Origin of the sequence: Hymenobacter negativus (genome assembly GCF_017571495.1) — a bacterium.
GTDB lineage: Bacteria > Bacteroidota > Bacteroidia > Cytophagales > Hymenobacteraceae > Hymenobacter > Hymenobacter negativus.
The window spans coordinates 169906-185211 of the sequence record NZ_JAGETZ010000005.1 but is presented as its reverse complement, the minus strand read 5'-3'; the positions used below and the strand labels follow the sequence as shown (position 1 = coordinate 185211).

Annotated in this window: 10 protein-coding genes; 6 read left to right on the top strand and 4 right to left on the bottom strand. The window is 57.9% G+C overall.

Going from position 1 to position 15306, the window contains the following annotated elements; translation table 11 throughout:
• Positions 1–57: 57 nt before the first annotated feature.
• The gene (locus J4E00_RS13180; RefSeq protein ID WP_208175639.1) at positions 58–906 is read right to left on the bottom strand and encodes a dihydroorotate dehydrogenase; all 849 of its coding nucleotides are present in this window, start codon (positions 904–906) and stop codon (positions 58–60) included.
• 1101 nt (positions 907–2007) lie between these two features.
• Positions 2008–4227: a hypothetical protein gene (locus J4E00_RS13175; RefSeq protein ID WP_208175638.1), complete on the bottom strand. Its 2220-nt coding sequence runs from the start codon at positions 4225–4227 to the stop codon at positions 2008–2010.
• Positions 4228–4596: 369 nt separating this feature from the next.
• On the opposite strand from J4E00_RS13175, the gene J4E00_RS13170 reads away from it, so the two are divergent.
• The 3 genes from J4E00_RS13170 (at position 4597) to J4E00_RS13160 (ending at position 10061) form a co-directional block, all read left to right on the top strand.
• Entirely contained in the window at positions 4597–5955 is a 1359-nt protein-coding gene (locus J4E00_RS13170; protein WP_208175637.1) for a sigma-54-dependent transcriptional regulator, read from the top strand.
• Between the two features lie 78 nt (positions 5956–6033).
• Positions 6034–8943, top strand: a complete 2910-nt coding sequence (locus J4E00_RS13165) for a PAS domain S-box protein (protein WP_208175636.1) — start codon at positions 6034–6036, stop codon at positions 8941–8943.
• Between the two features lie 14 nt (positions 8944–8957).
• Positions 8958–10061, top strand: coding sequence for a flavin-containing monooxygenase (locus J4E00_RS13160; RefSeq protein WP_208175635.1), 1104 nt, complete (start codon positions 8958–8960; stop codon positions 10059–10061).
• Positions 10062–10360: 299 nt separating this feature from the next.
• On the opposite strand, the gene J4E00_RS13155 is transcribed toward J4E00_RS13160, so the two are convergent.
• Positions 10361–10750, bottom strand: a complete 390-nt coding sequence (locus J4E00_RS13155) for a T9SS type A sorting domain-containing protein (protein WP_208175634.1) — start codon at positions 10748–10750, stop codon at positions 10361–10363.
• Between the two features lie 175 nt (positions 10751–10925).
• Here J4E00_RS13155 and J4E00_RS13150 point away from each other — a divergent pair, with 175 nt between their 5' ends.
• The 3 genes from J4E00_RS13150 (at position 10926) to J4E00_RS13140 (ending at position 14151) form a co-directional block, all read left to right on the top strand.
• The gene (locus J4E00_RS13150) at positions 10926–12044 is read left to right on the top strand and encodes an NAD(P)/FAD-dependent oxidoreductase (RefSeq protein WP_208175633.1); all 1119 of its coding nucleotides are present in this window, start codon (positions 10926–10928) and stop codon (positions 12042–12044) included.
• Positions 12045–12225: 181 nt separating this feature from the next.
• Positions 12226–13437: a type III polyketide synthase gene (locus tag J4E00_RS13145; RefSeq protein WP_208175632.1), complete on the top strand. Its 1212-nt coding sequence runs from the start codon at positions 12226–12228 to the stop codon at positions 13435–13437.
• 3 nt (positions 13438–13440) lie between these two features.
• On the top strand, positions 13441–14151 hold the full coding sequence (locus tag J4E00_RS13140) for a methyltransferase domain-containing protein (protein ID WP_208175631.1): 711 nt from the start codon (positions 13441–13443) through the stop codon (positions 14149–14151).
• 36 nt (positions 14152–14187) lie between these two features.
• Here J4E00_RS13140 and J4E00_RS13135 read toward each other — a convergent pair whose 3' ends face one another.
• Entirely contained in the window at positions 14188–15090 is a 903-nt protein-coding gene (locus J4E00_RS13135; RefSeq protein ID WP_208175630.1) for a histone deacetylase, read from the bottom strand.
• Positions 15091–15306 lie beyond the last annotated feature (216 nt).

The following is a 15306-nucleotide window of genomic DNA, read 5'->3' as shown; positions in this document are numbered from 1 at the left end:
AACGGGGGTGGTGATGAAAAAGGGAAACGAGGTAATATGAGTACTTTATAGAATGTTCTATCGGGTTACAGAAGCATTGTGCGCTACTTCCGACGCTAGCCGCGCCGAGAGGCCGGGCGAGAGCCATTCGCCACTGGCCACTTGCACGGCTTGGGCGCCCACTTTCAAATAATCCTCCACATCACGCAGCGTGAAAATGCCGCCGGTGCCAAAGATGGGCAGGGTGAGGTTGGAGTCATTCGCCAGCTCCCACACGCAGCGTAACGACAAGGGCCGTAGCGCTTCGCCCGAGAGCCCGCCCACCAGCGGCGCGGCGTTGGGGTCGGCCGGCAGGTGCAATACTTTCAAGGTGTTGGTGGCGGCCAGCGCCGTAGCCCCGCCTTCCTGCGCCGCCAGGGCCAGGCCCCGAATGTGGTCGGGCCACGGGGGTAGCTTTACTATCAAAGCCAGGTCAGCGTGCAGCTCGTTGCGCACGGCCTCGGTGGCTTCGCGCACGAAGCGGGCTGTCACATCGGAACCGGAGCCGCCATGCGGCACGGTGATATACACTTCCAGACCGGCAATCTGGTCGCCGGCTTCACGCTGTAGGTAGCGCGCAATTTTGCGAAAACCGGGCACGCCGGGCGCCGTGATGCTCACGAATACTGGCACGCCGAAACGACGCAGGCGCGGCAGATGCTCCTGCACCAAACCTTCCGCACCCTCGATGCGGAGGTCGGTGCGGTTGAGCAGGGTTTGGTCAGCCACCTGCAGAATGCCTTCGTCGCCGGGCAGGCCGGCGCGAGGCTCCATGGTCACGGTTTTGGTGAAAATCGCGCCGAGCTGCTCGTAGCCTTCGCCCGTAAGGTCCCACGGAGCCGTGGCCAAGCAAACGGAGTTTTGTAAGGTTATGGCGCCGAGTTTCATAGCTTTTTAAGGGGTTTTGGTACTCGGTATGAGAAATTCAGTTTGCTAGTCAGAATGTCAGGACGAACTAACTACTTCATGCTTAAAATGACTAGCCACCTCCACTCAATGGGTGCTAAGTGAGGAGGACCTTCGGCCGGCGTACCGACCAGGCATCAACTGGCTAATATTGTTGGGGTTAATTCAGAAAGAGGATTTGATTACCGCCATGCGCTTAGGGTCGATGCTCAAGCTGCCATTACCGGCGTGAGCGTAGCCCCAGCTACTTTAGAAGCAAGCGTGTTAGTATCCATTATGATTTGAAGTAGTGAGGGCTGTTACCAAAATTCTGAGAAAACGAATCAGAGCCGACAGCGCACAAAAAAACCGTTTCGAAATCCGAAACGGTAGCAGGGCAAAAACCAGAACAAGCAAACGAGAAATCGGCGAAACCCACGGGGGCCAATACCTTTTGAGCTCGCTGCGGAGCGTCGTGGCCGAGCGTTCCGCACTTCATCAATTTGTTATTGGGGTGAAGCACGATGCAAAATTACGGAATGTTTATGCCGGGCAAATCCCTGGTCACATTAAGTTTTTATTCCGCAGTTTTTTCAGGTTCATTTTCAACGCCAATTTTCTACCTAACTCCCTAATCAGCGCACTTTTTGGCCTTATTGTTTGGTTCCAAAAAAATTTTGGCATTTTCTAACCCATTGCTTTGCAAGCAGTACCCACTGTAACTTTGACCCTTTGTTCCATAAGTATAGGCGCAACCAGCATGTTGTGGTTGCTAAGAAGCCCATGAAATACGGTTGTATTTCATGGGCTTCTTAATTTCTATTCAGTTTGCTGTCAACAAGCTGGGTTTAACGTTTAAAATCACTGCAAACTCGACAACATAGTTCAGACTTAGTTAGTGGGACCGATGCCCATGAAATAATCTGTATATGCTTCTCAAGGCTGGGAGACGGTAGCGCCCCCAGCTTGAGTTAATGAACGTGGTGTGGGCCTGTCGGCGGCGATGCGCGTGCTGGTGCTAACAACAGGTCGCCTTGGAACCGCCGCAAATGCCGGACAACTCACAACGCTCTTACCAAGGCCGCAACATTGGCCCAGAAGGGCTTACCGGCCACTCACCACCAAGCGTTGCGTGGCCAGGCGCTGCCCGGCGGCATCGCGGAGCACTATATGGTAGAGGCCCGGGGCCAGCTTAGGCAGCGGCAAGCGAGCGGTAGCTTCGGCTACGGGCACCTCACTTACGAGCTGGCCCATTTCTGAATAGGTCTGCACGGTGCTGCCAGCGGCAGGCTGACTGACGTAATTCATCATCACCGCTTGCGCATCGGGTGTTGGATTGGGATACAGCTCCAGCGATGCCGCCACTGTTAGCTTTCCAACCGCTACGGCCACGACCGGCGAAAATACCTGCGTGCCATCCACATCTACCTGGCGCAGGCGGTAGTACAAGGTGGCCATGTTTTGGGTAGCAGCTTCGGCGTCGCGCAGCTGATATGTGCGGGTGCTGCTGCTGGTACCGGCAGCGGCCACTTGGCCCACAGCTTGGTAGGCAGCATCACCGCCTACCGAGCGCTCCACCACAAAATGGCTGCTGTTTTTCTCCGATGCGGTGGTCCACTTCAACTCCGTAGCGCCGTTCACCCACTTGCCACTGAAGGAGGTAAGCTCTACTGGCAGTGGCGTAATGGCGGTGATGGTGCCCCCGGCCAGATTATCGGCAAAAGCCTGATACACGTTGATATTCACTCCTAAGCCCACCGTCGAGGTTGCGCTCAACTGCACCGAGGTAAAATTCTGGGTGGTGAGGAAGGCAATTTCCTGCTTGCCGCCCGGTAGCAGGTTCAATGACAATACTGACGAGCCCGAAGCGCTTTCGAGAACATTACCGGCGGCATCGTAGGTAGTCAGGGTCAAGCGGTCGAGGACGCTGGCATCGAGCAAGCCAGTATTGTTGCTGATAACCATGCCAGCACGGTAGCCGGCAGCCCCGGCACCGTTCAGGGCCACTTTCAATTCTACGGTAGATACCAACCCGGCTGCCACGTTAAGCACAGCATTGGTATTGGGGTCATTATCAGCGGCCCCCTGTGGATTCGTAACCCCGCAGCCTGCACACACAGCCCCACTGACGCTGGTTGACGTTTTAGTTGTTGCCGTAGCGGGCGTAAAGTCAGATAGGATGCGCGTGGTACCCAAAAATGCACTCGGCTCCACCCCAAAGCCATAGTAGATATTGAGGTTGTTCAGCACGGCTGCCGTATCCAGTTGCTCAATCTGTACTTCATCAAAAGGCAGTGTGGAAGCAAAGCTGACCTGGTATTGGCCATTAGGTAGCAGTTTCAGGTCCAGCAGATTGGCACCAGTGGCTGATTCCTGCTTGGTGCGCACGCCGTTCACGGTTCTGTACGTAGTGAGGCGCAGCTTGGAGAGCACGCTCAGGTCCAGCAGGCCGGAGCTGCCCAGCATGAAGCCTGCGTAGTAGCCAGCCGGGGCCGTCCGCAGCCCTTCGAGCTTCACGCTCAACGACGACGGGCAATTGACCGAGATAAAGGTGCCAAAGCGGGCATAATTGGTCAGGTCGGTGTCGACGGTATTTTCCGGATTGGTCACGTTGGTATTAGCACACACACTGATGAGCGGATTGACGGGGGTGATAGTCGTGTTGTAGTAAGCCGACAGGTTGCTGCCCGTGAATTTCGACACCAGCCCTTTCACTGGCTGTTGCACAAGCGCCGATACCTTGTAGGCGTAGTACACGTTCAGCGTGTAGGCCAGGCTGGCGGCACCGCTAATTACCAGCTCAACGGCATCGAACTGCGCGCCGGCTATGAATTCCAAATGCATCGGCCGGCTATTACCAGCAAGCAGCTTCAGGCTCTGCAGCACCGCTGCATCTACCAGATGCGACTCCGCCACCTGCCCATTTTTATAAGTAACCAGCGTGTAGGTACCCAAGGCGCTGAGCGAAACCAGGCTGGCACCCGGTGCTACCACCACCCCAGCCCGGTCGCCAACCTGGCCGACCGCGCTGAGCCCCAGCTTCAGGCTCACTGTCGAACTCGACAAAAGTCCTTTATAGAGAGTGGCGTAATCGGTGAGCGGGCTTGTAGCCGCTGCCAATGGGTTCACCACCCCTTGTCCAAAGCTCAGGCACACAATAGCATTACCACAAGTATAGCTTGTTTCATATGTACCCGATATTGAATAAGCCGTGGTAGGCACGGCGGCTCGGGCAATGAATGTTACCAAGAACAAAGCGGCTATCAGTCCCGTCCGAAACCGGGCGCACGAAGCGAGGTCGAGAGTAAAATAGAGGGAATTCATGATGAGCAGGAAAAAAAGTTAGCTTTTGACAGCATGTCTCTGCATTTCATGCAATTCCGTAGCCATTTCGATTTCCTGCTATTCGTCAATTAAAAATCAGCTACATACACTTCGCCTGTCATTTCAAAATTGTCCCATTTCTGGATTTTATTCCTAAAACGAGAAATACATTGTTTAATCCATGCAATCCAACCTGCTTTTTAAGTCGTATATCGTCTATTTTACCCCGTTTACTGTCGGATGAGCTGATTGTTTCGTATTTTTGTAATATAATTTTTCCAATAGAAATTCGCTAATCAATCGCTCTCATTATTCCATATTGCCCGCACTGGGAAATAGAGTACTCTACCAAGCCTAATTGCTACCACTATGACAGCTACTTTACCTTTCAAAATTTTCGTCATTGAGGATAACGAATGGTATGGGGAACTCCTCATGCATCGGCTAAGTCAGAACCCCAACCATAGCGTTTTTCGATTTACCACCGCGCGGGCCTGTCTCGACCAGTTGAGCGAGCAGCCCGATTTTATTACCTTGGACTATTCGCTGCCCGATGCCAAAGGCGAAGAAGTGCTGCGTCAGATTCGGGAGCGGGTGCCGGGCACCGAGGTTATCGTCATTTCGGGCCAGGAAGACGTTCGCACAGCGGTGAACATGCTTCAGCAAGGTGCCTACGACTACCTGGTGAAGGACGAAAACACGCTGGACCGCCTCTGGAACATTGTGAGCAAGGTGGAGCAGCAGGCTCGTCTGCGCCGTGAAAACTCGCAGCTGCGCCAACAGATTGGGGCACGCTATGGGGCCGGGCAAGCCCTATTGGGCGAGCACCCACTCATGCAGGCGGTGCACACACTCATTGCCAAAGCGGCCCGTACCACCATCACGGTGAGCGTGAGTGGCGAAACTGGCACCGGCAAAGAACTGGTAGCCAAAGCTATACATTTCCAATCGAGCCGCGCGGCACTTCCCTTCGTGGCCGTGAACATGGCTGCTATTCCGCACGAGTTGGTGGAAAGTGAGCTCTTCGGGCACGAGAAAGGTGCCTTTACCGGGGCCATTGCCCGGCGTGTGGGTCGGCTGGAAGAAGCTAACGGCGGCACCCTGTTTCTGGATGAAATTGCTGACCTTGACCTGAGCCTGCAAGCAAAGCTGCTGCGCGTGCTGCAGGAGCGGGAGGTAACCCGGGTAGGCGGCAACCAATCCACTCCCTTTGATATTCGCCTGATTGTGGCCACGCACCACGACTTGCTTGCGGAAGTACAGGCCGGGCGCTTCCGCGAAGACCTATACTATCGCCTCTTGGGTCTGCCCGTGGCGCTGCCGCCGCTGCGCCAGCGCGGCAACGATGTGCTGCTGCTGGCCGAAGCCTTTGTGCGTGACTTCTGTAATCTCAACAATATTCCGCTGCGCCAGCTTACCGAAGGCGCCCGCGAACGGCTGCGAGCGCACCCCTTTCCCGGCAATGTGCGCGAGCTGAAAGCAGTAGTGGAACTGGCCACAGTGCTGGCCGATGGCGAGCAGATTTTGGCCGAAGACCTGCCTTTACGCTCGGGCAAGCCAACCGTGGGCCCAGGCAGCCAGTTGTCGTTGCGCGACCAGACCACGGCCATCGTGCAAAACTGTCTCGACGAAATGGACGGCGATGTACTGGCCGTGGCAGCCCGGCTGCGAATCGGTAAATCCACCATCTACCGGATGATACAACAACAGGAGCTACACATAGGTTAAGCACAAGGGGCAGTTGTTCGCGTGGCAGCCCCCTTTCGTATCTTCTCCGTTTGTCTCACCGCTTAGCTACCGAACTGCATGCGCCGCTCTCGTTCACCCCGTCTGGCCCGTCGGGCGGCACTACCTGCTGTTCGGCGGGTGCAGGGCAGGGAACCACATACCGGACCAGCCCTGGCAAAGGCGCAGGTTCGTGCCAATGCTCCTACCAATTTCTCGGAACCGCCACCGTTTGCCCAACAGCTAGCCGATAAGGTTCCGCTCATTCTGTTCAGCTACGACTTACAGCACCAGCGCCTGCTGCAATGCAACCAGCACTGTAAAACGGTGCTGGGCTACAGCAGCGCTACGCTGCTGCAAATGGGCCCACTGCTGGCTACAAGCCTATTGCACGCTGACTCCTTATACCAGCTACGGCGGGCCGATATTCTTACGCAATTATCCCGGGAACGCAGCATCAGCTGGGACTGCCGCATTCGGCACCGGGAAGGTGGGTGGCGGTGGCTGCGCATCCGGCTTCGGCCCAACATGTTCGACGCCGTTGGCCAGCCTATTGAAGTAATGGGTACGGCCGAAGATGTGACGCGCTACCGGGCTGCCGTGACGGAGCTGCGCCAAAACCGGCACCTATTGCGGCAGGTGGTGGACCTTGTGCCCAACCTGGTGGCCATTTTTGACCTGCGCCAGCAGCGCATCACCTATACCAACCGCCGCATTGAAACCCTGCTGGGCTATAGCAGCGAAGAAATTGAGGCCATTCCGGAAGGACAGGTGCTCCAGATGATGCTGCCCCCCGATTCGCTGGCGAGGTACAAGGCCCACCTTACGGCCGTAGCGCAGTTGCCCGATGGCCAAGTAAGCACGCTGGAATACGCAGCCCGCCACCAGGATGGCTCCCTGCGTTGGCTACATTGCACACACACCCCCTTTAGCCGCGATGAGCAGGGCCAGACCGTTAGCATTATTGGCGTGTCGGAAGACATTACCGAGCGGCGGGCGGCCGACGAGCGTAACCAAGCCGCTACGGCCCGCCTCATGGAACAGCACCGCTTGTTCCGGCAGATAATTGATGCCCTGCCCCACCCTATCTACCTGAAAGATGGCAACGGCAACTACCTGCTGGCCAACCAGGCCATGGCCGCCCTCTATGGCCTGACGCCCGAAGAACTGGTGCGGCACGGCGAGGCCAATCTGCCTATTGCCAGCACCCTGGACACGGCCCGCTACCAGTCGCAGGACCAGCACGTGCTGGCCACCGGCCAGGACCTGACCATTCAGGAATCCTACACTTCGCCCGAAGGCTTGGTATCGTGGTTCAGCAGCACCAAGCGGCTGTTCGTGCGGGCCGATGGCACGGCCCAGGTCTTGGGGGTGGACAGCAACATTACCCAACTCAAGGTAACCCAACAGGCACTGGAGGAGGCCGTGAACGAGGCTGAAGTGGACTCGCAGGCTAAGCAGGACTTCCTGGCCAACATGAGCCACGAGATTCGGACGCCGCTACACGGCATTTTGGGCTTGGCTGGGGTGCTGTCCAAAACCACGCTGAGCCGCAGCCAACACGACTACCTGCGGTTGCTGGACGAATCGGCGCAGCACCTGCTTACCGTCCTGAACGATGTGTTGACCACTGCTCGCCTCGGCGCGGGCAAGCTGCGCGCCGAAAGCACGCCCTTCAACCCTGAGTTGCTGTTGCTGGATTGCGCGGCCCTGCTCCGGCCCCGGGCGCGGGAAAAAGGCCTGCGGCTGCGCGTCGAAAAGCCCGAAGCATTGCCTGCTGTGCTTGGCGACCCGCACCGCCTGCGCCAGGTGCTGCTCAACCTGGTCAGCAACGCCATCAAGTTCACCGAAGAAGGCCATGTGCAGCTGCAATGCCGCACCGTAGCAGCGCCCCTGCAACACCGGGAGCCCGAAGGCACCATCTGGCTGCAATTCATCGTGAGCGACACGGGCATCGGCATTTGTGCCGAAACGCTGGACAAAATTTTTGAGCCTTTCGCCCAAGCCACCGACAGCACCGACCGTGAATATGGCGGCTCCGGGCTGGGCCTGAGCATTTCCGAAGGCCTTGTGAAGCTCATGGGCGGCACCCTACGCGTGAGCAGCGCTGTGCAGCAAGGCAGCACGTTTGCCTTTACGCTGGCTTTTGCACCAGTAGCCGCCACCGAAACGACGGCAACCCCAGCAGAAAAACAACTGGCCACGGCCCCCGAAAACGGCCGCGTGCTGCTTGTGGAAGATAATTTGGTGAACAGCCTGCTAGCCGAGACGGTGCTGCGTAACTGGGGCTGGCAGGTGACCACCGCCGCCAGCGGGCCGGCCGCCATCAAATTGTTCGAGCATCGGTTGTTCGACCTCGTCCTGATGGATATTCAGATGCCGGGCATGGACGGCGAAACCGCGGCCCGGGCCCTGCGCCAGCACCCCAACCCGGTACAGGCCGCCACCCCCATTATTGCCCTCACTGCCCGGGCCCAGGCTGGCGAGGCCGAACGATTGCAAGCATCTGGCTTTGCCGGCTACCTTACCAAGCCTTACCGCGAAGAGCAGCTCCTCGATACCATGCGAGCAGTGCTGGCCCGGCACCACGCCGCTTTTTCTCAACGACCTCACCCTAGCCCAACTCCCATGTCCGCCCCCGCTCCTCTTTACAACCTGCAAAACGTACGCCAGCTGGTGCACGGCGACGAAGCCATTGTCCGTCGACTGGCCTGGGCGTTTATTGAAACCACCCCCGCTATTCTGTCGGCCCTCGACGAGGCCCTGACCACAACCAATTGGGTGGCCGTAGGGGATGCCGCTCATCACCTCAAAAGCTCGCTCGATGGCCTAGGTGTAGATAGTCTGCGCCACGTTATCCGGGAAGTGGAGGCCTACGGCGAAAACCCGCCGGCCATCCCGGAGCTGGCCGCTCAGCAGATTGCCCAAATACGCACCACTACCGAGCAAGTGATGGCGGCGCTGCGGCAGGAGTTTCCCGAGCAGCAGTAAGCGCCGGCTGCACCTTGAGTACGCCAGATGCCACTGCCACCCACCTACTCACCGCACTTGATACGGTAGTCATTGGCGCAGGCCAGGCTGGTTTGGCTGCTGCCTACTACCTCCAACAACATGGTGTTGCATTCCGGCTGCTGGAAGCTGCAGCTACACCTGGAGCCGCTTGGGAAACCCGCTACGACTCGCTACGGCTGTTTTCGCCGGCCTGGGCCAGTGGGCTGCCTGGTTACTCCTGGCCCGGGCCGGCACTCCGCTACCCCACCCGCGACGAAACCACGGCCTATCTACAGAAATACGCGGCCCATTTCCGCTTTCCCATCGATACTGGCCAACGTGTAGTCCGGCTAACTACCGCATCCAGCCAAGCTGGTTACGAAGTGCAGACCGAGGCTGGTGGCCACTACCTGTCCCAGCGCGTCATCATAGCTACGGGGCCTTACACCACACCCCGCATACCCAGTTGGGCAGTGCAGGTACCCGCACAGGTTATTCAACTACATAGTAGTGCATACCGACGCCCAGCGCAGTTGCCGGGAGGGGGCCCGGTGGCTGTAGTAGGCAGCGGCAACTCGGCCCTGCAAATCGGGGGTGATATTGCGGCTACCGGCCGACCAGTAATGGTAGCGTTTGATGAGAAGACGCCCGCCGTGCCCAATAACCAACTCAGTTGGGCCTTGCTGGCCGCCACTGGGCTGATGCGCATTCCGCGCCACACGGGGCTAGGCCGCTGGATGCACGCCCAACCCGAACCCGTGGTGCGTGGTGACCTAGCCCATTTGCGGCGTTTTGCCAATGCAACGTTTATCGGGCGGGCCACGGCGTCGCGGTCTGACGGTAGCCTGCAAGGCCAGCAAGCCGCCAGCCCGCCTCTCGATGCCATTGTGTGGGCCACTGGATACCAGCCCGATTACAGCTGGATTGACCTGCCAATCATCGGCTCCGATGGCCATCCACGGCATCAGCGGGGTCTGACTGCGGCGCCTGGCATAGCCTTTTTGGGCCTGGACTGGCTCGACAGCCGTAACTCGGCCCTCTTGAATGGGGTTGGGGCCGACGCCCGCCGCGTGGTACATACACTGCTCAAGCAACCCCGGTCAGTGCATGGCTCATAACCATTGAAAATGCCCGAATGTTATTGAAACTTGAGCTACCATTTCAGGGTTGAAGATTCTAGATGCGGCCTTTGGAAAAGGGCCGCTGCTCATCCACCTGTATTTCGTATCGCATCATGTTTATTTTCATGCTGGGCCTTATTCTGGCCACCGCCATCCTCGCGCTCAAAACGGTTTCGGAAGCTAAAGAAATGCTGGTGCCCGTGCCCGTTCGTAAAAGCTAATCCGGCTTACGCTGGTCACAAAAAAAGCAGCCTTTCGGGCTGCTTTTTTTGTGACTTCTATCAGGAGATTTCCGGTTAGCGAATCACGAGCTTACACATCTGACTAGTGTTGTCCGATTCCAGCCGCACGTAGTACAGGCCGTTGGCAAACTTACTGAGGTCAAGCATTTTGGTGTACCGCTCGTTCATTTCCGTGAGCGTTTCGTGGTACATCACCGAGCCGATAACGTTCAGCACGCTGAGTTCTACTTTTTTACCTTGCAGGTTATTGATGGTCAGGTGAACGATGCCGGTGCTGGGGTTGGGGTAGACCAGCAGGGTTTTGTTGTCTTCGCCGGGTTTGGCCTGCTGGCCGGGGCGGTGCAGCGATACTGCCGATGCGGCAGGAACCGTGCGGAGCATTGGGCCAAAACCGAGGCTCAGACACACGAATAAGACAAAAGGAATAAGTAGGCGTTGCATCATAGTATAATTTGGTGGGCGGGAAAAGAAGCGCGAATTGTAAACGAGTTAACGAAAGCGGATGATTTTAGTTGACAAAGATACGGTGACCAACTTAAAAGGCCTACCCGTATATACAGAAACCTCGATGAATTACGGTAATTTCGCTTCCATAGTTCTCATTTTGCCGACCAACTAAGTGGATATTCTGGTGATTGGCGGTGGGCTGGCTGGTTTGGCAGCCGCGTTGGACCTGGCTGGGCGCGGCCACCGCGTGGCGGTGGTGGAGCGAAAGCAGTACCCCTTTCACAAAGTATGCGGCGAGTACGTGAGTAATGAAGTACTCCCCTACCTGCAGCGCCTTGATGCCGACCCGGCCGTGTTAGCGCCAGCCGTCATCTCTCAGTTCCTGGTATCGTCGCCGGGCGGGCGCACCCTTACCCTGCCACTCGACCTGGGCGGCTTTGGGGTGAGCCGCTATGTGCTCGATGATTTCCTGTACCAGAAAGCCGTCGCCCAGGGCGTTACCTTCTACTTAAAATGTACGGTAACGGATGTGGTTTTTGATGACAAAACGGACCAGCACCGGGCCACCCTGGCCGATGGCCGGGTGCTCACGGCCCGCGTAGTGCTGGGGGCCTACGGCAAGCGAACCAACCTCGACCGGCAGCTGCAACGGCCGTTTTTTTCGCAGCGCTCGCCTTACTTAGGTGTGAAATATCACCTGCGGCTGGCAGGCTTTCCACGCGATGTGATTGCGCTGCACAATTTTGCCGATGGCTACGCGGGCATCTCGGCCATTGAGGAAGACAAGCTTTGCTTTTGTTACCTCACCACCCGCCACAACTTGCGGCAGCATGGCACCATTCCGGCCATGGAGCAGGCCATATTAGCCAAAAACCCATTTTTGCGCGATATTCTTGGCACCGCCGAAGTGCTCTACCCACAGCCGGAAGTCATCAACGAGATTTCCTTTGCCCCCAAGCAGCCGGTGGAACAGCACATCCTGATGTGTGGTGATGCGGCGGGTCTCATCACGCCGCTCTGTGGCAATGGCATGGCCATGGCACTACACGGCGCGGCACTGGGCGCAGCGGCGGCCCACGACTTTTTGAGTAGCCACACCAGCCGGGCCGGTATGGAAGCTACGTATACCCGGGCCTGGACTGCGCAATTTAGCAACCGGCTGCGGGTAGGCCGGGCGGTCCAGCGCCTGTTTGGCGGGCCCATACTGAGCGAGTTGGTAGTGGGCAGCCTACGCTACTGGCCGGCGGCAGTGCGGGCACTGATGCGCCGTACGCACGGCGAAAGCTTCTGATTATGAGCCAGCATTTGGCAATTGAGCCACCGCAAAGCCAAAATGTTATTGCTTCATTTTGGCCAACTGCGGCGCAAACCCGTTTGTTGTACCGTAAATAGAAGGCTTCTTTCAAATTCCTGCCTCGGGCATTGGTCGCCCAAAGCAGAGCCGCGCTGCATCCACTTCATTCCTTTTCGGCATGCCGAGTTATTTAGGTGCCATTGGCACTGCCAATCCTGCTCATTGCATCGCGCAGCCGCAAATTGCTGATTTTATGGCGCAGGCCCTGCAGTTTGACGAAGGCGACACGCGCAAGCTGCGGGCGCTGTATCGGGTGTCGGGAATTGCACAACGCTACTCAGTACTGCCGGACTACGGCCGGGCCAACGGCGAATACACTTTTTTTCCCAATACCATAGGCCTGGAGCCCTTTCCGAGCGTGGGCCAGCGCATGGCCGTGTATCGCCGGGAGGCCCTGCCACTGGCCGTTGAGGCTGTGCGAAACAGCCTGCTTCAAGTGCCTGATGTGGCACCGGATAGCATCACGCATCTGGTTACGGTGAGTTGCACGGGCATGTATGCGCCGGGCCTCGATATTGAGTTGGTGCAAGCACTGGGGCTAAGGGCCGATGTGCGCCGCACCTGCGTAAACTTCATGGGCTGCTATGCGGCGGTGAATGCCGTGAAGCTGGCCGATGCCTTTTGCCAGGCCGATGCCCGTGCCCGCGTGCTCATTGTAAGCGTGGAGCTTTGCACCCTGCACTTTCAGAAAAGCCGGGAGGAAGACCACCTCGTCAGCAACGCTTTATTCGGCGATGGGGCGGCGGCTTGCCTGGTGCAGGCTGGGCCGCTGCCCAATGGCACCCCCAGCCTGGCGCTGCAGGGTTTTCACTGCGGCCTGGAGCCCGACGGGCACGATGACATGGCCTGGCACATCAACGACTTTGGGTTTGAGATGTCGTTGAGCAGCTACGTGCCCAAGCTGATTCAGCGCGGCATCCGTAAGCTGACGGATGGGCTGCTGGCCAGCCTGCCGGTGCAGCTGAGCGATATTCACCACTTCGCCATCCATCCTGGCGGACGCAAGATTCTGGAAACCATCGAAACTGAATTGGGCCTGACCCGGGACCACAACCGCCACGCCTACCGCGTACTGCGCGATTATGGCAATATGTCATCGGCCACGGTGCTGTTTGTGCTGCGCGATGTGCTGGCAGCGGCCACTCCAGCCGACCACGGCGCGCCGGTGCTCAGCTTCGCCTTCGGCCCAGGCCTGACAATGGAGGCTATGCTACTGGAAATTTCAGTTAACAATTATCATTCAACGCTTAACAAGCAAAAGGAAGAGGCGAAGCAACAGGACGCCTTGACTGTTTCTGCTCCTTCGCTCGAACTCCTAAATGCTGATTGATAGATGTTAACTGAAAGAGCTTCCGGTCCGGAGCTGATGGATGACCTGACGCTGGCATCTGATGCGCTGCGCCAAAACCTCGACGAGCTGGAAACCATCAATACCTGGCTGGGCGGCTACCAGCCGGTGCTCAATGCCTTGCAACGGCTGCGTAGCCACTTTCCGGCCGGCCGGCCCTTGCGCGTAGCCGACTTGGGCAGCGGGGGCGGCGATACCCTGCGCCACCTGGCCCGTTGGGCTCGCCAAAAAAGTGTTTCAGTAGAATTGACCGGGGTTGATGCCAATCAGTTTATGCTGGACTACGCCGCTGGCAAAAGTGCAGCATACCCAGAAATCAGCTACCGCAAATCCGACATTTTCTCGCCTGAGTTCCAGGCGCAGTCTTACGATATAGTGACGTGCAGCCTGTTTTGCCACCACTTTACGGATGATGAACTGGTGACGCTGCTGCGGCAATGGCAGCAGCAGGCACAAGTGGCCGTCGTCATCAACGACCTGCACCGACACTGGCTGGCCTACCACAGCATCAAATGGCTGACGCGGCTGCTGGGCGGCTCTTACCTGGTGCGGCACGATGCTCCACTGTCGGTAGCCCGTGCTTTCCGGCGCGCCGATTGGGTGGCGCTACTGGCGCGAGCGGGCATTACGCAGTACGAGTTGCGCTGGCGCTGGGCCTTTCGCTGGCAGTTAGTTATTAGTCAGCAGGCGGCATGAGTGTGGGGCCTCCCCGACTGCGCCGTCACAAAAACACTAGCTGAAAATCCCGGCGGCTACGCGGTAGGTGTTGGCATGGGCTTCCACGATATCGGCTATGTGCTCGGAGTAGCCGCCGCCCATACTCACCTGTACCGGAAGCTGGTGGCGATGGCAGAGGTTGAGCACCAGTTCGTCGCGCTGGCGGCAGCCGGCCCGGCTGAGGGCGAGATGGCCCAGCTTATCAGTAGCCAGCACGTCGACTCCAGCTAGGTAAAATACGAAATCGGGTTTCACTTCATCCAGTAGTCGGGGCAGGGTTTCGGCCAGCAGCTTCAGATAGGAGGCATCGTCAGTATCGTCAGGTAGCGGCAGGTCCAGGTCGGAGGTTTCTTTGCGGGCGGGGTAGTTGCGGGCACCGTGCACGGAAAAGGTGAATACACGAGGTTCGTGCCGAAAAATCTCGGCCGTGCCATTGCCCTGGTGCACATCGAGGTCCACGATGAGTACCCGGCGGGCGTGCCCGTGGGCCAGCAGCCAGGCCGCCGCGGCCGCCTGGTCATTCAACAGGCAGAAACCTTCGCCCCGCGCCCGAAATGCGTGGTGCGTGCCGCCCGCAATATTGAACGCCACCCCATGAGCCAGCGCCAGCCGGGCCCCTTCAATGGTGCCACCCAGAATGGTGATTTCGCGCTGAAACAGCGCCTCCGACCACGGAAAGCCAGTGGCCCGCTCCTCCTGCCGCGTAAGCTGCCCCAGGCGAAGCCGCTGGTAATAGTCGGCTTGGTGCACCCGCAGAATATCTTCGATGGGCGGCGGCATGGCCACAAAAAAATCGTCGGCGGTGGCCGTGCCTTCGTAGAGGAGCTGCTCGGGCAACAACTCGTATTTCAGCATTGGAAAGCGGTGGCCGACGGGCAGTGCATGGGCGTAGCACGGAGCAAAAGCAATAGGCAGCATTTGAAGGGCAGTGAGACTGAGCTTATTCGGAAAACATTGAATTACAACCCATCTGGCACAAAGAATTACTACGGATTTTGCAGTTAAAAACACTGATTTTTGCGCGTGCAATTACGGACGTATTTATATCAGGCACCTGCGCCGATGGGCTTAGCCACTTCGCCCAGCCACATCTATTCCCAGCGGCTGGGCGAAGTGGCTACGGCCGCCCAACCA

Coding starts and splice junctions, on each gene's coding strand:
- J4E00_RS13175 (WP_208175638.1), bottom strand. CDS start 4,227: ATGAATTCCCTCTATTTTACTCTCGACCTCGCTTCGTGCGCCCGGTTT.
- J4E00_RS13140 (WP_208175631.1), top strand. CDS start 13,441: ATGTTAACTGAAAGAGCTTCCGGTCCGGAGCTGATGGATGACCTGACG.
- J4E00_RS13135 (WP_208175630.1), bottom strand. CDS start 15,090: ATGCTGCCTATTGCTTTTGCTCCGTGCTACGCCCATGCACTGCCCGTC.
- J4E00_RS13180 (WP_208175639.1), bottom strand. CDS start 906: ATGAAACTCGGCGCCATAACCTTACAAAACTCCGTTTGCTTGGCCACG.
- J4E00_RS13145 (WP_208175632.1), top strand. CDS start 12,226: ATGCCGAGTTATTTAGGTGCCATTGGCACTGCCAATCCTGCTCATTGC.
- J4E00_RS13155 (WP_208175634.1), bottom strand. CDS start 10,750: ATGATGCAACGCCTACTTATTCCTTTTGTCTTATTCGTGTGTCTGAGC.
- J4E00_RS13165 (WP_208175636.1), top strand. CDS start 6,034: ATGCGCCGCTCTCGTTCACCCCGTCTGGCCCGTCGGGCGGCACTACCT.
- J4E00_RS13170 (WP_208175637.1), top strand. CDS start 4,597: ATGACAGCTACTTTACCTTTCAAAATTTTCGTCATTGAGGATAACGAA.